9 protein-coding genes are annotated in these 18,312 nt (G+C 57.5%); 5 read left to right on the forward strand and 4 right to left on the reverse strand.

Features of this window, described 5'->3' with window-relative positions; genetic code table 11:
• The first annotated feature begins 137 nt into the window (after nt 1–137).
• On the forward strand, nt 138–8,762 hold the full coding sequence (locus GQR90_RS09790) for a GH36-type glycosyl hydrolase domain-containing protein (RefSeq protein WP_233266208.1): 8,625 nt from the start codon (nt 138–140) through the stop codon (nt 8,760–8,762).
• A 127-nt stretch (nt 8,763–8,889) separates the two neighbouring features.
• Here the strand turns inward: GQR90_RS09790 and GQR90_RS09795 are convergent, their stop codons facing one another.
• On the reverse strand, nt 8,890–9,573 hold the full coding sequence (locus tag GQR90_RS09795; protein ID WP_158773945.1) for a type 1 glutamine amidotransferase domain-containing protein: 684 nt from the start codon (nt 9,571–9,573) through the stop codon (nt 8,890–8,892).
• 213 nt (nt 9,574–9,786) lie between these two features.
• Between GQR90_RS09795 and GQR90_RS09800 the strand changes: the two genes are divergently transcribed.
• Entirely contained in the window at nt 9,787–10,716 is a 930-nt protein-coding gene (locus GQR90_RS09800) for a LysR substrate-binding domain-containing protein (protein WP_158773946.1), read from the forward strand.
• 118 nt (nt 10,717–10,834) lie between these two features.
• Here GQR90_RS09800 and GQR90_RS09805 read toward each other — a convergent pair whose 3' ends face one another.
• The 3 genes from GQR90_RS09805 to GQR90_RS09815 all read right to left on the reverse strand — a co-directional run bounded on the left by GQR90_RS09805 (nt 10,835) and on the right by GQR90_RS09815 (nt 13,994).
• Entirely contained in the window at nt 10,835–11,305 is a 471-nt protein-coding gene (locus GQR90_RS09805; protein WP_158773947.1) for a hypothetical protein, read from the reverse strand.
• Complete coding sequence (locus GQR90_RS09810) at nt 11,302–11,631, reverse strand: hypothetical protein (RefSeq protein WP_158773948.1); 330 nt, start codon at nt 11,629–11,631, stop codon at nt 11,302–11,304. Before GQR90_RS09810 ends, GQR90_RS09805 begins: the two co-directional genes overlap by 4 nt.
• Nucleotides 11,632–11,801: 170 nt before the next feature.
• On the reverse strand, nt 11,802–13,994 hold the full coding sequence (locus tag GQR90_RS09815) for an OsmC domain/YcaO domain-containing protein (protein WP_158773949.1): 2,193 nt from the start codon (nt 13,992–13,994) through the stop codon (nt 11,802–11,804).
• Between the two features lie 353 nt (nt 13,995–14,347).
• Here GQR90_RS09815 and GQR90_RS09820 point away from each other — a divergent pair, with 353 nt between their 5' ends.
• From GQR90_RS09820 to GQR90_RS09830, 3 genes are all read left to right on the forward strand, one after another.
• Nucleotides 14,348–14,587, forward strand: coding sequence for a hypothetical protein (locus tag GQR90_RS09820; RefSeq protein WP_158773950.1), 240 nt, complete (start codon nt 14,348–14,350; stop codon nt 14,585–14,587).
• Nucleotides 14,588–14,597: 10 nt separating this feature from the next.
• Nucleotides 14,598–16,118, forward strand: coding sequence for a sodium:solute symporter family protein (locus GQR90_RS09825; protein WP_158773951.1), 1,521 nt, complete (start codon nt 14,598–14,600; stop codon nt 16,116–16,118).
• Between the two features lie 157 nt (nt 16,119–16,275).
• Complete coding sequence (locus GQR90_RS09830; protein ID WP_158773952.1) at nt 16,276–17,691, forward strand: amidase; 1,416 nt, start codon at nt 16,276–16,278, stop codon at nt 17,689–17,691.
• Nucleotides 17,692–18,312 lie beyond the last annotated feature (621 nt).

An 18,312-nucleotide genomic window follows, 5' to 3' on the forward strand; every position in this document is an offset into this window, starting at 1 on the left:
TTAGATGGCCGAGGCGCCGCAGCAGGGAGGGATGTGTGCGCTAACGAACAGACAGTTTCATGAGCCTTCTACATACTTTCTGGTGACGTACTATCGCTTGCCCCCATGGGTAATGCGCATCGACCAGGATAGCGCTCGTGACCTCTCTCCTTAATGTGGTGCTCCGGGCTTTTCCTTCGTCTTCGTCTTCGTCTTCACCTTGGCATGACACAGCCCCCGTACGGGGAGAGCTGTTCAGTGTCGAGCGTCTCGAACAACATGCCAGTAGCCTTGCGCTCGCGCAGGGTGTCACTGACACGCCTCCTAAAGTATTGTCGCTGTCGGCACGGCTTGAGGATAATGCCAAGGTGCTACTGAAGGCCTATCGCGCCAGTGCGCTGGAAGTCGCGGAGGGACGCGACATCGTGCCTGCCGCCACCTGGCTACTCGATAATTATCATCTCATCGAGGCCCAGATTCGCGAGGTTCGCGATGACCTTCCTCCCGGCTATTATCACCAGCTTCCCAAACTGGCAGAAGGCCCATTTGCCGGCTATCCACGGGTCTTTGGCCTTGCCTGGGCCTTTGTGGTTCACACCGATAGCCACCTCGACATCGACACTCTGCACGACTTCATCACGGCCTATCAGCGCGTTCAACCCTTGACGATCGGCGAACTCTGGGCGGTCGCGATCACGCTTCGCATCGTGCTTGTCGAAAACCTGCGGCGCCTCGCCGAACAAATTGTCAGCGAGCAGTCTGCCCGCAATGAGGCAGATGCCCTGGCCAGTCAGTGGCTGGTGCCGGAAGAACTCTATCCAACCCTGGATATCACCACGCTGCCGCGAAGTACAACGCCATTAGAAGACCCCTTCGTCGCCCAGCTGGCCAAGCGCTTGCGAGGCCTGGATCCGCGCACCAATCCCATGGTGGACTGGCTTGAGCGGAAAGTCAGGTCTCAAGGCGGCTCTGTCGACAATGTGGTGCAGCGAGCCCAGCAACATCAGGGGGCCGCCAACGTTACCGTGCGCAACATCATCACCAGCATGCACTTCGTCTCGAGTATCGATTGGGCGGAGTTGTTCGAAAGCGTCAGTCTGGTCAATGCGCGGCTCAACCAGAGCCCTCTCTTCGCGACTCTCGACTTCCCGACCCGCAATAGTTATCGCAGTGCCGTGGAGCAACTGGCGCGTGGCTCTGACTGGCAAGAACTGGAAGTTGCCGAGCACGCCCTGGCCGCTGCACACGCGGCACTGGCCAACGCTGAGGGCGCCATCGAAACCGCTCGCCGAGGTGATCCCGGCTATTTTCTGATAGCCGCTGGGCGCCCTGCACTTGAACGAACCCTCGGCTTTCGGCCTTCACTGCGCCAGCGCATACGCCAGGGCTTTGTCAGCGCAGGCATTGGCGGTTACGTGAGCCTGATTGCACTCATGACCGTCGCGTTGCTGGCAGTGACCTTGGCGGGGTTATGGTCACTGTCCGGCGGTGAATCGGTCACTGGCTGGCTATGGCTACTCGGATTGCTTGGGCTGCTGCCGGCCACCGAGATCGCGACGTTGTTGGCCAGTCGCCTCATCATCTTCTGTGTTGGCCCCAAGCCCCTACCCAGCCTTGATCTCTCCGAAGGTGTCCCCTCTAGCCTACGCACCCTGATTGCCGTACCCACCTTGCTGACCAATGCGGCCGAACTTCACGAGCAGATCGAGCGACTGGAGGTACATCATCTGGCCAGCGGTGGCGGTGCGCTTGTCTATGCGCTGCTCACCGATGGGGTCGATGCTCAGCACGAACACATCGACGACGATGCGCCGCTATTGGCGGCCGCCAGTGAAGCGATCGCGCAATTGAACCAGCGCCATGGCGACATTGATGGCCATGATCGCTTCTTCCTGCTGCACCGGCGACGGGTCTTCAATCACAGTGAAGACTGCTGGATGGGCTGGGAGCGAAAACGCGGCAAGCTACAGGAGCTCAACCGCCTGCTGCGCGGTGCCAACGACACCACCTTCCTGACGCCCGCGGCCATGCCGAGTGATGTGCAGTATGTCATCACGCTGGATGCGGACACCCGCTTGCCGCGGGGGGCAGCCAGTCGACTGATCGGCAAGATGGCGCATCCGCTGAATCAGCCCAGGTTCGATGAAAGCCGCCAGCGCGTCGTTGAGGGTTATGCGGTATTGCAGCCACGTGTCACACCCTCGCTACCAATGGGTCGACAAGGCTCGATCTTCCAACGTCTCTTTTCCGCGCCCGGCGGAATAGATCCCTACGCTGCGGCGACCTCAGACCTTTATCAGGACCTGCTTGGCGAGGGGTCCTTCGCCGGCAAGGGCATCTACCAGATTGATGCATTCGAAGCCTCACTCAGCGGGCGTGTGCCGGAAAACAGCGTCCTCAGCCATGATCTGTTCGAAGGCGTCTTTGCTCGGGCCGGGCTGGCCTCGGATATCGAAGTGATCGAGGAATTCCCCTCCCGCTACGATGTTGCCTCCAAGCGCCAACACCGTTGGACACGAGGCGATTGGCAATTGCTGCCATGGATCGTTGCGCAGACGATGCCCTGGACCGGGCGTCTGAAACTGATGGACAACCTTCGCCGCTCACTCCTTGCACCACTCCTGCTCGCCTTTCTGATCATCAGTTGGTTATTGCCGCTTCCCGCGGCGCTGTTGGGCACACTGGGCACCATCATCGTCATTGCCGCGCCTCCGCTTCTGCCGCTGTTGCTGTCGCTGGTACCAAGGCGGTCTGGCATCAACGTGCGCCACTATTTTCAGCAATGGTTCTCCGAACTCAGACTGGCGTCGATACAGACACTATTGTGGCTCGCCTTCCTGCCCGATCAGGCCTGGCGGATGCTGGATGCCATCGTCAGGACGCTGATTCGGGTCACGATCACTCGCCGCCATCTGCTTGAGTGGACGACGGCGGCCCAGTCAACCGGTCGCCCGCGACTGACGTTGACCGGCTTCTATCGCAGTATGGCGCCGGGGACATTGCTGGCGCTGACCGCCGCGTTGAGTGTCGTGATCCAGTCGCCCGAGGCGTGGCCGGTGGCACTGCTGGCAGGTCTGCTGTGGCTGGCAGCGCCAGCTATCGCTGCCTGGGTCAGTCGGCCGGGGTGCCTTGAACATCAGGCGCCGCTGTCTGATGCCGAAGCACGTGAACTACGCTTGATCGCGCGACGGACCTGGCGCTTCTTCGAAACCTTCGTCACCGCTCGCGACAACTGGCTGCCACCGGACAATTTTCAGGAAACCCCTCAGCCCGTCATCGCGCATCGCACCTCTCCCACCAACATGGGGCTCTATCTGCTGTCCACTCTGGCCGCCCGGGATTTTGGGTGGCTGGGTGCGCTCAATACCGCCGAGCGTCTGGAGGCCACACTGGGCGTCATGCAGACGCTTCCCCGTTACCGTGGACATTTTTTCAACTGGTACGATACACGTGACCTGCGCCCGCTGGACCCAAGATATGTCTCCTCGGTCGATAGCGGCAACCTGGCGGGCCATCTGCTGGTGGTCGCCAATGCCTGTGATACCTGGTCAAGAACCCGGCAATTGCCCACTCTGCGTCAAGGCGTCGCCGACAATCTGAGCCTGCTACACGACGCCCTCAAGGCAGTCCCGAGGACACATGCAACGCTGATCGCACCGCTCTGCCTCTGCCTGAAGGACATCGAAGGATATTTACAGACAGAGGCGTCGTTCATCACGGGCCTGTCCGCACTGCGACAACTCGCGGATCACACCACGAGAATCGCCCATGATTCCCTGCGCGACACCGAGGCAGGCTGGGCCGAAGAAGTGCTGTTCTGGGTAGGGGTGCTGCGCAAGTCGGCCGCCGAGCATTACCACGATCAAAAAGAGTCCACCAAGACTGATCCCTGTGACCAGCTCCTGGCGCGCTTCAGACAGATTGCTGCCGACGCTCGAGCGATGGCATTGGGAATGAATTTCGCCTTCCTGCTCGTGCCTGAACGCCAGTTGCTGTCGATCGGCTATTCCGTGGACGACAATGCCCTCGATAGTAGCTGTTATGACCTGCTCGCTTCCGAAGCCCGCTTGGCCAGTCTGCTGGCGATTGCCAAGGGCGATGCTCCGACGCGCCACTGGTTCCGTCTCGGACGGACGGCCACGCCACTTGAGCACGGCTCAGCGCTGATTTCGTGGTCAGGATCGATGTTCGAATACCTGATGCCATCGCTGGTGATGCGGGCGCCGGCCGGCAGTCTGCTTGAGCAAACCAATCGCCTGGTGGTCAAGCGCCAGATGGCCTATGCCGCAGGACGCGACATGCCGTGGGGAATCTCCGAATCGGCCTATAACGTTCGCGATGTGCATTTCACGTATCAGTACACCAATTTCGGCGTACCGGGGCTGGGGCTGAAGCGTGGTCTGTCAGCGGACCTGGTCGTCGCGCCCTATGCGACCGGGCTGGCCACGATGGTCGAGCCCCTCGCCGCGCATCGCAATTTCGCGCGCCTTGCTGAGCTGGGCGCATTGGGTCGCCATGGATTCTATGAGGCACTCGATTTCACGCCCTCGCGCATCCAGGCAGGCAAGCCGTTTTCCATCGTGCGCAGTTTCATGGCCCACCATCAGGGCATGAGCATCGTGGCGATTGCCAATACCCTTCACGACGGACAGATGCGTGAACGCTTCCATCGTGAGCCGATCATTCAGGCCTGCGAGCTGCTGTTGCAGGAACGCATCCCGCGCAACATGGCAATCGCGCATCCTCGCGCAGAAGAAGTCACGTCACCCCCGCGAGACACGCTCAACGATGGTCGGGCGATCCGGTGTATCCCGGCAACGTGTGCCGGCGCACCCGTCACCCACCTGCTCTCGAACGGTCGTTATTCCGTCATGCTGACGGCGACGGGAGCCGGCTATAGCCGCTGGCAGCACATCGCCATCAGTCGCTGGCTGGAAGATGCGACCCGTGATCATCTGGGCAGCCTCATCTTCCTGCGTGACAGGGACACGTCCACCGTCTGGTCAGCCAGTGGCCCCATGCCCGGCAGTGGCGGAGAAGCGAAGGCAGACAGCCATGATGTACTCTTTGCAGAAGATTATGCCCGCTTCACGCATCGCCAGGACACCCTGACCACTCACCTCGATGTCCTTGTCTCTGGCGAGGATGATAGCGAAGTCCGTCGCGTGTCCCTGACCAACAGCGGGCGCAAGGCGCGCAAGATCGAAGTGACCTCCTATGCGGAACTGGTACTGACCACGCCCGCCACCGAGAATGCTCATCCAGCGTTTGCCAAGCTGTTCGTGGTCACCGAATACCTGGAAGAATTCGAGGCGTTGATCGCGACACGTCGTCGACGCAGTCCAGATGAGGCTGAGATCTGGGCCGCGCACTTCGCGATAGTGGAAGGCGAATCTCTCGGCGCGCTCCAGTATGAGACCGATCGCGCCCAGTTCATCGGCAGGGGGCGCACGGTGATGACAGCCGCTGCACTGAAGGAAAAACAGCGCCTGAGCAACACGACCGGCACGGTGCTCGACCCGGTATTCTCACTGCGCCATTACCTCAAGGTGCCCTCCGGCAAAGTCACTCGCATCGCCTTCTGGACTGTCGTGGCGGCGTCTCGCGAAGCGCTGCTGGATCTGATCGACAAGCACCACGACCGCAGCGCCTATGAACGCGCCAAGACGTTGGCCTGGACTCAGGCACAGGTTCAGCTTCGCCATCTGGGGATCACGCCAGAAGAGGCCTCGGACTTCCAGCGCCTGGCCGCCCCCATCCTGTATGCCGATATCCGATTCAGGGCCTCGCGAGAGGCCATTGCACGCGGCGCTGGCCTGCAATCCTCACTGTGGCCGCTGGCCATTTCCGGCGACCTGCCGATCGTGCTGGTGTGCATCGATTCCACCGAGGACATGGCCCAGGTACGCCAGCTGCTGCGCGCCCATGAATATTGGCGAATGAAGCGCCTTGGCGTCGATCTGGTGATCATCAATGAGCGCGCCTCCTCCTATGTCCAGGACCTCCAGCAAGCGATAGAAACGGCTGTGCAGAGCAGCCAGACACGCCCGCGCATGCACGAGGGCCATGATCAGGGCTCGGTCATCGTCTTGCGCGCTGACCTGATGAGCCTTGCATCACGTATGTTGCTGCAGTCCGTGGCGAGGGTGATGCTGATGGCGCACCGTGGACCCATTGCCGACCAGCTCGCTCTGATACCGCCTGCACTGTGTTATCCGCCGTCCGGGAAGATGCCCGACGCGATGTCCGAGACGACGAACCAGCCTGAGCCTGCAACAGTGCAACCGCAGCAGAACAAAGCACCTCAAGACGAAGGCATGCTGCCTGCGCTGGAGTTCTTCAATGGTCTCGGGGGCTTTGACAAGCAGGGCAAGGAGTATGTGACGATCCTGGAGGCCGGCCGCAGCACGCCGGCACCCTGGCTCAATGTCATCGCCAACCCCGGCTTCGGTTTTCAGGTATCGGCGGAAGGCGCAGGCTATGTATGGGCCGACAACAGCCGTGAGAATACGCTCACGCCCTGGTCCAACGATCCTGTGATGGACCCCTGCGGCGATGCGATCTATGTGCGCGATGAAGAGAGCCTGGCAGTATGGACGGCAACGGCAATGCCGGTACGTGATCAGGGACGTTACGTGGCCCGCCACGGATTCGGCTATAGCCGTTTCGAACACGAGGCTCACGGTATCGGCCTCGACCTGATCCATTTCGTGCCGCTGGATGACCCTATCCGGATCTCGCGTCTCACCCTGACAAACCATTCAAAACGGCCACGCAAGCTGTCTGTCACGGCCTATGCGGAGTGGACACTGGGCTTGTCTCGCGGCGCATCCGCCCCCTTCATTGTCACGCGCCGGGATGAAAGTTGTGGCGCGCTGCTGGCCAGCTATCCGTGGAACATGAACTTCCCCGGACGTGTTGCCTTCGCCGATCTCAGCGGCCTGCAAACGACCTGGACCGCTGATCGCGGCGAGTTTCTCGGCCATGGTGGCAGCCACGCCGCCCCCGCAAGCCTTGCTGGCCGCACTCCTCTTTCAGGCGCCGTGGGCGCTGGGTGGGATCCTTGCGCGGCCTTGCAATGCAGCATCGCGCTGGCGCCCGGCGAGGCCGTCGAGATCGCCTCTTTCATCGGCCAATGTCATAGCGATGAAGACGCCAGGGCGCTCATTCTCCGGTATCGCCAAACTGACCTGGATGCTGAGCTCGCGGCGGTGGCCGCCCACTGGCATGAGCAGCTGGGAGCGGTACAAGTCACAACCCCCGATCGCGCCATGGATATCATGCTCAATGGCTGGTTGCTCTATCAGACATTGGCCTGCCGCATCACCGCGCGTTCCGCGTTCTATCAGTCCAGTGGTGCCTACGGTTTCCGTGATCAACTGCAGGACGGCATGGCCTTGACCTTCGCCAGCCCCGAAACGACTCGACATCACTTGCTGCGTGCCGCCTCGCGTCAGTTCGTCGAAGGAGATGTCCAGCACTGGTGGTTACCGCATTCCGGTCAGGGCGTGCGCACGCGCATTTCCGACGATCGGGTCTGGCTGTCCTATGCCTGCGCCCGGTACGTCACCACCTCTGGCGACACTGACGTGCTGGATGAGCCGGTGAGCTTCCTCGAAGGCGCGTTGCTGGCCAGCGGTGAACACGACGCCTTCTTCCAGCCCATGATTGCTGACGAAACAGCCTCACTATATGAGCATTGTGCTCGTGGTCTCGATCAATGCCTGACGCTGACGGGTGAGCATGGTCTGCCATTGATCGGCGGGGGTGACTGGAACGATGGCATGAACCGTGTAGGGGAAGCCGGCAAGGGCGAGAGCGTGTGGCTGGGGTGGTTGCTGATACGCACCCTGGCGCTTTTCGTGCCCTTCGCAGAGCAACGAAGCGGCGAAGAGTCTCGCGCCAGGCGTTGGCGTGCCCACGCAGAGTCGGTACGCGAATCCCTCGAACAACATGCCTGGGATGGTGAGTGGTATCGACGTGCGACCTACGATGACGGCACCTGGCTGGGGACTCATGCAAGCGATGAGTGTCGCATCGATTCGATTGCCCAGACCTGGGCGGTGCTGTCCGGCGCGGCCGATCCACAACGTGCCGCACTCGCCATGCGGTCGATGGAGAAAGAATTGATCCGGGTGGACCCCGGGCTGGCATTGTTGTTCTGGCCGCCTTTCGACAAGCCTGAACATGACCCGGGCTATATCGGTGGCTATCCTCCCGGACTCAGGGAAAATGGCAGCCAATACAGCCATGCCTCAATGTGGGCCATCCTGGCGTATGCAACATTGGGACAGGGCGACAAGGCGGCCAACCTGTTCTCACTGCTCAACCCCATCAATCATGCTCTCAGCCGGGAAGGAGCGGAACGCTACAAGGTCGAACCCTATGTCGTCGCCGCGGACGTGTACTCCATTGCGCCACATGAAGGACGCGGTGGCTGGACCTGGTACACGGGCTCCGCAGGCTGGATGTACCGCGCGGGCCTGGAGGGCATTCTCGGTATTCGTCGCGAAGGCGATGTCCTTGTCATCGCCCCGTGCCTGCCGCCTGCCTGGCCGGGATTCGAGGCAACCATCAGCGTGGCGTCGTCGCATTACACGCTTCAGGTAAAACGCTCGACGGACGCCGCTCTCATTGTCTCAACAGCGCAACTGAATGGAGATGAGATACTCTGCGAGGCGCAAACGATCCGTGTCCCCCTCGATGGCGCACGCCATCTTGTGACGCTCGTGTTACCCGCCACGACATCCTTGGCGGGAGAACGGACAGCTGGTCAGGAGTAGCGAAAAGCGCGTCTCTCAACAGGATGACGTCTCGCGCTGAACGGAATCTCGTCGCCGTCCTACTCGGCGTCAGCCCATAAAAAAACGGCCCTTCACCATCAGGTGAAGGGCCGTTTTGTGACGTGACTTAGGCTTCGAGGCTCTTGAGCAGTAGCTCTGCCACCGCCTCGGAAGACATCGGGTTCTGACCAGTGATGATCAGGCCATCCTGAATGGCATAGGACGTGAAATCGTCCTTCTTCTCATAGATACCACCCTTCTGCTGCAGCGCATCTTCCACCAGGAACGGCACGACGTTGGTGAGGCCGACGCCTTCCTCTTCGCCATTGGTGAAGCCAGTGACATGCACGCCCTCAACGAAGGGGGTGCCATCCGGCTTATGTGCGTTCAGAAGCACGGCTGGTGCGTGGCAGACAGAGCTGACCAGCTTGCCAGCCGCATGGAACTGCTCGATCAGACGGATGGAATCGGCGTCGTTGGTCAGATCCCACAGCGGGCCGTGGCCACCCGGATAGAAGACGGCATCGTAATCTTCGACGCGTATCTCGGACAGCACGGCGGTGGTAGCAAGATCCTGCTGCGCGGCGTCATCCTGATTGAAGCGACGGGTGGCATCCGTCTGGAAGTCTTCGCCTTCGCTGGCCGGGTCCAGCGGCGGCTGACCACCTTTGGGAGAGGCGAGTGTCACCTCGACACCTGCATCTTTCAACACGTAGTAGGGCGCTGCCAGCTCTTCCAGCCAGAAGCCTGTCTTCTTGCCAGTGTCACCGAGGGTATCGTGGGAAGTGACAACCACTAGAACCTTGCTCATGACGCTCTCCTTGTGCGGGAATACCGCGATATTGCAGTAGATGAAACGCGCTTGATGAAGCTTGAAACGGAAATTCGCTCTCCGTGTGTTGGAATCCACCATACTGCGCCTGCCACCATCATCACAATCGATAGTCCATATAGCTGCTATCATCCACACAAATAGTACTCACCCCTCACCCTTATGTGAGCTCAATGCCTGTCGGGTGTCATGATGAAACTCAACTACGATCTCAACCTGCTGCGCACCTTTCACGCGCTCTATCTGGAGCAGAACGTCACCCGTGCGGGTGAACGACTGCACCTGAGTCAGCCTTCGGTGAGTGCAGCACTCTCGAAGCTGCGCGAGCTATTCAATGACCCACTATTCATCCGTGACCGTCAGCGCATGCGTCCGACGGAAAAGGCCGAGCATCTGTTCCCGACCATCGAGGCAGCCCTGACGGACCTCGACGGCCTGATCAACAGTGAACGTCACTTCGATCCAACCACTGAACAACGTCATTTCGAGATCGCCGCCAACGATTACTTCGAAGTGCTGGTGCTGCCACAACTGGCGGTCATTCTGCGAGAATGCGCACCCGGCATCACGATTCAGATACGTCGTCTTTCACAGGACATGAGCGAGGCTGGCGTGATGAGCGGCACCACGGATCTCGCCTTCGGGCGCCAGGTAGAGCCACCTGAGAATCTAGTGGTACGCGAGGTGATTCGGGAAGGCATCGAGTGTCTGGTCGGCAACGGCCACCCGCTGCTGGAGCGGCTGGATAGCGCGGGGCGAATGACGAAAGCGGATTTCGAGCAACATGCCCACGTGCTCGTACAACCCCATACTCGACTCAAGAGCGGTATCTACAAGCAGCTGGAAGGCCAGGGGCTAAAGCGCGAGGTGGCTCTTGCCGTCACCTACTTCATGGCCGTGCCCTCTTTGCTCGAACGCTCGCCCTTGATCGCCAGCCTGCCGACAGGCTTGTGTCAGCATTTCAGCGATCAATTTTCCGTGACCACCGTCGCGCCACCGGTAGCATTCGCCTCCTTCCCCTTCCACCTCAGCTGGCATCGCCGCTATCAGAAAGACCCCGCACATCGCTGGCTGAGAGATCAGATCATCGAGTGCTGTCGGGAGTTCTCTGGCGTCGCGTGAGCTAGCCCGTGAACATGTGAAATACCGCCAACGAAAACGGCCCCTCATCATTCGATGAGAGGCCGTTCTTGATTGATCGCGCATCCGCTTTTCGCGCAGTGAGGCTATCGCAAGTGAATCAGACTCGCTGGATATCGCACCCGGTACGCACCGAAAGCTCTTCCATCAGGGGGTTGCGTTGCCCCTCATCAAACATGTTGAGGCTGAGCTTGAGTGTCTTTTCGCGCGACTTGGCATCATCAGACTGCACATACTTGATGCTGCATACCTTCCCCTTCTTGAGCGTCAGGCCAGTCACTTCCTTGTAAAGTGCCAGCTTGCGTCCCGCCAGAGGATTGAGTAGCAACGACACGTGATCTGACGCCAGAATAGCCGCTGGTTTTTTCTTGTAGGCATTGCCATGCATGAAGCAAATGACGATAGCCATGACGAGCGGCGCGAAACTAGCGCTGGGCATGTTCTGGGATATAGTGAAGAGGAACCCCACGACAAGAATTGCCAGCGCAATCCAGGCCAATGTCATGTTCATTCGCGAGTGCTTCTCCGCATAGAAATCGAGCGGCTCCGCCGTTGCAACCTGAGTGCTCATGCAGCGTCCTTGTCAGCGTTCAACAAGGCTTCGCGACGCGCTTCAAGAGTCGACCCTTGATCTTTCTCCTTCAACTTGCGTGCACCGATCATGGCGACAAGCCCTAAAGGAACGAACAACAGGCTACCGATCGCCACCAGAATGAAGCCAGCCTTGTGCTTGCCGACTTTCAGCAAGACACCGCCAAATACACAGATGCACCAGCTGGCGAACAATGACATCTGGAAGACGAAGACAGTGTCTGCCGACATGTCTCTATCGGCCACAATCTGCGGGAAGAACAACACGAACATCAGATTCAGGATCAAGCCGACCACCATTAACATAACGCCTCCATGCATTAGTATATTTTAAGTCATAAATATACCAGCATCGATGCTATCGGTCGTCCGATAATGTCGAGCCAATGTGGTCAAGAATCTTTCACACATCCAGACATGAAAACCCCTCCTTTACCAGCAGATAAAGGAGGGGTTTTCATGACAATATCAGCTCATCATACCTGCTTGGCGGCCAATGCAGCACGGTGTGCGTGCAGCTTCTGGTAGCTTTCGATCAGACGCTGGTGACGGTCAAGACCTTCCAGCTGCATGTTGGTCGGCTCAAGACCGTGGAAGCGAACCTCACCATCCACGGAGCCGACCACCGCCGCCATCGTCTCTTCACCGAACATGCGGCGGAAGTTATAGAGATAATCCTCAAGCTCCAGCTCGTCGTCCAACGTGATCTCCAGTACGGCTTTCATGGCCTGATAGTAGAGGCCACGCACGACAGTATTGTCGTTGTACTGCAGGAACATCTCGACGCGATCCAGTGCGTCTTCATGCAGGCCCAGCGAGAGATCAATCATCAGCTTCAGTTCAAGAATCGTCAGCTGACCCCACACGGTATTCTCGTCGAATTCGATACCGATCAGGGTCTTGATGTCCATGTGATCATCAAGCTGACTTTCTTCCAGACGCTCCGAAAGATCTGCCAATTGCTCATCATCAAGACGATGTAGATTGAGGATATCTTCGCGATAGTCCAACGCCATGTTGGTGTTGTCCCACACGAGGTCTTCCACCGGATAGACCTCGGAGTAGCCTGGTACCAGAATGCGACAGACCGGCGCACCGAGATCCTCATGCACCGCCATGTAGGATTCCTTGCCGATCTCTTCGAGGATACTGAACAGATTGGCGACTTCTTCGTCATTGGTGCCGGTGAAATCCCACTCGACGAATTCAATATCCGTCTTCGAGCTGAAGAAACGCCACGAGACAAGGCCGGAAGAGTCGATGAAGTGCTCGACGAAGTTGTTCGGCTCGGAAACCGCATGCGAGCTGAAAGTCGGCGGCATGAAGTCGTTGAGCCCTTCAAAGCTACGACCCTGCATCAGCTCGGTCAGGCTACGCTCAATGGCGACTTCAAAGCTTGGATGCGCACCGAAGGAGGCGAACACACCGCCGGTCTTCGGGTTCATCAATGTGACGCACGCGACCGGGAATTGCCCGCCCAGCGAGGCATCCTTGACCAGAATCGGGAAGCCCTGTGCCTCGAGCGCCTCGACGCCCTCGACGATTTCGGGGAACTTGGCCAGTACCTCTTTCGGCACATCTGGCAGCGTCAGCTCCTGTTCGAGAATCTCGCGCTTCACGGCTCGCTCGAAGATCTCCGAGAGACACTGCACCTGCGCTTCCGGCAGGGTATTACCCGCACTCATGCCGTTACTCAGATACAGGTTCTCGATCAGATTGGACGGGAAGTAAACCGTCTCGCCATCTGACTTGCGCTCGAACGGCAGTGACACGATGCCACGATCCGCACGCCCGGAGTTGGTGTCGATCAGATTGGAGCCACCCAGCTCACCGTCAGGATTGAAGATTGCAAGGCAGTAATCATCCAGCACGCCTTGTGGGATTTCATCTTTCGGACCCGGCTGGAACCACTTCTCGTTCGGATAATGCACGAATTCGCTGTCAGCGATCGCTTCACCGAAGAACTGATCGTTGTAGAAGAAGTTGCAGCTCAGACGCTCGATGAACTCGCCCAGCGCCGAACACAGTGCGCTCTCCTTGGTTGAGCCTTTGCCATTGGTGAAACACATCGGCGACGCGGCATCACGAATGTGCAGCGACCAGATGTGCGGCACGATGTTGCGCCAGGAGGCGATCTCGATCTTCATGCCAAGGTCATTCAAAAGGCCCGTCATGTTGGCGATGGTCTGCTCCAGCGGCAAGTCCTTGCCTTCGATCCAGGTGCTCTGCCCTTCTGGCGGCTCCGCCATCAGCAATGCCTGGGCGTCCTCGTCAAGATTGTCGACCGTCTCGATCTCGAAGCCCGGGCCGGTCTGAACGACCTTCTTCACCGTGCAACGCTCGATGGAACGCAGGATGCCCTGACGGTCCTTGTCGGACAGCTCTTCCGGCAGCTCCACCTGGATCTTGAAGATCTGGTTGTAGCGATTCTCCGGATCGACGATGTTGTTTTGCGACAGACGGATATTCTCGGTCGGAATGTCCCGTGCCACGCAGTACACCTTCACGAAGTACGCCGCGCACAACGCCGACGAGGCCAGGAAGTAGTCGAACGGGCTCGGCGCCGAGCCATCACCCTTGTAACGGATGGGCTGATCGGTGACGACCGTGAAGTCGTCGAATTTCGCCTCGAGCCTCAGGTTGTCGAGAAAGTTGACCTTGATTTCCATGAACGATGCACCGCTGTGAAGAGTGTGAGCCTGCGCGCCTGGAAGGCGGCTGCGCGATGGTCGCCATTATCCAGATTTTGGAGGGCTACGTCGCGGGGGAAAAGGAGAGCCGAAGCCTCAAGACCCTGAATCCTTGATCTGACTGGCCTCCATATCGATACGTCCTAGCAGAAGTCCCCACAAAAATTTATTCGTGGCTATGCCCCTTACTTTCTTGACGATCCGGCCTTTCTCACCTATTGGTTAATTTATACGTATAAATACAATAATTGATGCATTGCCATGTTTGGTTCCCTGCCGTAATTCTCGGCAGGTCATAGCCCGCCCCACCAACCACAATAAAGGGGAATGCAATGAGAAAGCGCTTTACTACCCGCAAGGTCGCTATATACGGCTTCATGCTGCTTGGCTTCGCCATGCTTGAGAGCCCATTGATACTGATGGCCAACAAGATCGAGCCCATGGTAATGGGGATCCCGTTTTTCCTTGTCTGGAACCTGGTGTGGTGGGGGTTCCTCACCGCAGTATTCCTATACGCCTACCTGACTAACTGGGGTAGTGCTAGAGCCACCTCAACTACCGACAATCGCTGAGGAGCTCACCATGACAGGAAGTATCTTGATCATCGCGGCCTTCATGATCATTCCCTTGATCGTCGGGCTTGTATCAGCACGGAAAGCTCAAACTACCAGTGAAGACTTCTTTGTCCAGGGAAGAGCCATGGGTAGCGTTGCCGTGTTCTTCACGGTCGCCGCCACCTGGTGGAGTGCCTTTGCCTTTCTTGGCTCAAATGCCACCTTCTATACCAGCGGTCCCATCTATCTCACTGCCCTGGCATGGAATCTCCTGTTTGGTTTCATGTACTACTGGGTGGGTAAACGAGTCTGGTATCTCGGGAAGCGCTTCGACTACCTGACACCATCAGACCTGATGGGGGATTTCTATAACAGTGAAGCCCTGAGAATCCTTGTCGCTGTCATCACGCTGATCTTCACCGTACCTTACCTGCAGATTCAGCTTACAGGCGGTGCCTACCTGATCGAGGTCGCCTCTGGCGGCGTCGTGCCTTTCTGGCTAGCCGCCTTGCTGTTCTACTTCATCATCATTGTCTATGTCTGGGTCGGCGGGATTCGTGCCATTGCCTGGACGGATGTGATCTATGGGGCACTTCTGTTCTTCGGCATGATGTATGCGGGCTACTACATCGCAGGTAAGGTCGGCGGACCGGCCAGCATGTTCGCCCAACTTGCCAGTAGCTCACCAGGGCATCTGACTCTACCTGGGCCAAATGGCAACATGGGTTATTCCATGTGGTTCTCACTGTTCGTGATTGTCGCCATCGGGGCGTTCATGGGCCCGCAAATCTGGCTGCGCATGTACTCTGTAAAGAGCGGCAAGCTATTTGGCTTGATGCCGTTCTTGCTCGGGCTTGCTGCATTCGCGTACTTCGGTTCAGTCCTGACGGGCTATACCGGTGTGCTACTCGAGCCGGGTCTGGAGAACGCTGATCAGATCCTCCCCGTCATGCTGATGAACTATGCCCCTTACCTGCTGGCGTCATTGATCATGGCCGCAGGCGCGGCGGCAGCAATGTCCACGGCAAATTCACAGATTCATGCGGTATCAACCGTCGTGACCATGGATATCTATAAGCGCTACGTCAACCCTGCCGCCAATCAGGCAAGAATCGTCCATATCGGACGTCTCTCTTTGGTCGGCTTCTCCCTCGCGGCCTATATTCTGGCACTTACCGTTCCGGGACTCCTTGTTACCATCGGTATCGCCGCTCTGGCTGGAACAGCTCAATTGATCGTGCCGACATTGGGCGCGATCACTTGGCGTAAAGCTCACCCCATGGCTGCCTTCTGGGGGCTCATGTTAGGGGTGACGACAGTACTGTGGCTTTCTTACGGTGCGAGCACTAGTAACCCATTAGGTCTGCATGCTGGCATCTGGGGCCTGGTTCTCAACACTGCGGTATTTGTCGTATTGAGCCTTGTCCTGCAACGACAGGATCATGATGTCGTCGAGCGCTTCGCTAAAGCGCGTCAGGATTACACTGCCGAGTATCATCCCGAGCAACTTGAAGACTCCGACTCCAGCCAAGCTACTAGCACTCAATAACGAAAGGTATAGGGGTCTGCTCATGGCAGGCCCCTACTCTTTTACGCTCGGTGTTTTCCACCCTCTGATAGCGTCAGGGACTTAATTCAAGAGCATTCCTTGTCGCCCATCTCCGTGACATGACTGGCACTTTCTCTACAAGGGAGAACTCATTCTCATGAAGCACCAAAATCTTCCTACACAGCTTTCAGAGCTGACGGCCCATCAAGCGCTCGACTTGTTCCGGCGTCGTGAGCTGTCTCCCATTGAACTGGCCCGTGACTGCCTTGCGCGTATCGACGACGTGAATCCGAGTATCAATGCCTTCGTTCACGTTGCACACGATGAGGCGATGAGAGCTGCTCTAAAATCAGAAACTCGCTGGATGAACGGCAGTCCTTGTGGCCCATTGGACGGAGTACCGACAACCATCAAGGACCTCACGCTGACGCGCGACATGCCAACGCGATATGGTTCGGCCACCTCAGACGCTGAGGCTCCCAATGCCACGGACGCACCTGTGGCAGGACATCTGCGTAGCGCTGGGGCAGTATTTCTAGGCAAGACTGCCTCTCCAGAATTTGGTTGGAAAGGTGTCACTGACAACCCTCTTCATGGTGTCACGCGCAACCCCTGGGATCTGTCGCTGACACCTGGAGGCTCTTCAGGCGGCGCAGGAGTAGCAGCAGCCTTGAATCTTGGCATGCTACACCAGGGGAGCGATGCAGGAGGGTCGATCAGGATTCCGTGCAGTTTCACAGGTACCTTCGGCTTGAAGCCAACGTTCGGCTGGATCCCGCAATGGCCTTCAAGTGCCATGTCGACTCTTTCACACCTGGGCCCCATGACGCGAACCGCAGCAGATAGCGCCTTGATGCTGGCCAGCATGACGCAACCCGATGCGCGCGACGGCTTCCTCGGGAATCCGCAGTGTCCTGATTGGAGTACTCCTCCACCTCGTTCTCTCGAGGGTTGGCGAATCGCTTATAGCCCGACACTGGGTTATGTCGATGTGGCTGACGACATACGTCGACGAGTGGATGAAGCAGTAATGCAATTGGCGATACTGGGTGCTGAGATAATAGAGATCGACCCGGGTTTTTCGTGCCCTCTGGATACCTTCAATACGCTTTGGTTTGCTGGTGCTACGCAAGTCGTCGAAAAACTTGCAAAGAATCAGCTCAATGAGATGGATCCGGGATTCCTGGATATTGCTGAGCGCGGCAGCAAAATCTCATTGGCTCGCTATCTGGAAGCGGGACGCGAGCGCACGGCACTGACCGCGCATATGCAGGCCTTTCATCAACAATGGGATCTACTCGTCACCCCCACTCTTCCACTCTCCCCCTTTGCCGCCGGATTCAACGTGCCTCCCGACGGCGCTTATCAGGATTGGATGGAGTGGACGCCATTCAGCTACCCCTTCAATCTGACACAACAGCCAGCCGCATCACTGCCCTGTGGCCTGGATGACACGGGGCTCCCGGTCGGCCTGCAATTGATCGGCGCAAAATTTGAAGATATGAAAGTCATGCATGCTGCGATGCTGCTGGAAGCACGCCTCCCGAGACTGTCTCCTCCGCTACTACGATGATCAATCATTTGGTGGAGACAAACGCCGAGTGAAAAATTATTACAAGACTGATGGTGGGCAATGACGCTACATCACCATCAGTTATTATAATAACCGATAGTGGAAAATGATACTGATTCACTATCGTTTATTATAATAATCACAATAAAAACTTAAATAAAGCAGATTCTGACAGGCATATATAAAGCTCCGAAAATAGCATTCAAAATTTTCGAAGCTCAATAAAAAGTCTTCGCTTAGTGTTTCATTACTAGAGAATAAAATGTAAAAATAAACTCGAATTGGCCTTTATTAACCTTCTAATTATCACTCTCCGCATTATCTACACAACTCCCCTGACAATAGGGTACATGCAATACAATACTGCCAAATGGAAACAAACTAATCAGCAGACACCAACCCACGGACATTGATAGCCTGAGTAATGCCCCACTGCTGGGTAGCATTTCCTTTTCCTATCGCAATTTAGTTTGAATATCGTTGATTGAACTCAGAATAGCTGCTGTATAGAGACAAATTGGACATATTGATTCGAATAATTTATGGTTGCTTGTGGAAAGCATAATACGAAAAAATAATTGTTACATTCCGCATACATTTATGTGCTTGGCGACCAGTCGC

The sequence above is a fragment of the Cobetia sp. L2A1 genome (assembly GCF_009796845.1).
Taxonomy (GTDB): domain Bacteria; phylum Pseudomonadota; class Gammaproteobacteria; order Pseudomonadales; family Halomonadaceae; genus Cobetia.

Coding starts and splice junctions, on each gene's coding strand:
- GQR90_RS09795 (WP_158773945.1), bottom strand. CDS start 9,573: ATGAGCAAGGTTCTAGTGGTTGTCACTTCCCACGATACCCTCGGTGAC.
- GQR90_RS09800 (WP_158773946.1), top strand. CDS start 9,787: ATGAAACTCAACTACGATCTCAACCTGCTGCGCACCTTTCACGCGCTC.
- GQR90_RS09805 (WP_158773947.1), bottom strand. CDS start 11,305: ATGAGCACTCAGGTTGCAACGGCGGAGCCGCTCGATTTCTATGCGGAG.
- GQR90_RS09810 (WP_158773948.1), bottom strand. CDS start 11,631: ATGTTAATGGTGGTCGGCTTGATCCTGAATCTGATGTTCGTGTTGTTC.
- GQR90_RS09815 (WP_158773949.1), bottom strand. CDS start 13,994: ATGGAAATCAAGGTCAACTTTCTCGACAACCTGAGGCTCGAGGCGAAA.
- GQR90_RS09820 (WP_158773950.1), top strand. CDS start 14,348: ATGAGAAAGCGCTTTACTACCCGCAAGGTCGCTATATACGGCTTCATG.
- GQR90_RS09825 (WP_158773951.1), top strand. CDS start 14,598: ATGACAGGAAGTATCTTGATCATCGCGGCCTTCATGATCATTCCCTTG.
- GQR90_RS09830 (WP_158773952.1), top strand. CDS start 16,276: ATGAAGCACCAAAATCTTCCTACACAGCTTTCAGAGCTGACGGCCCAT.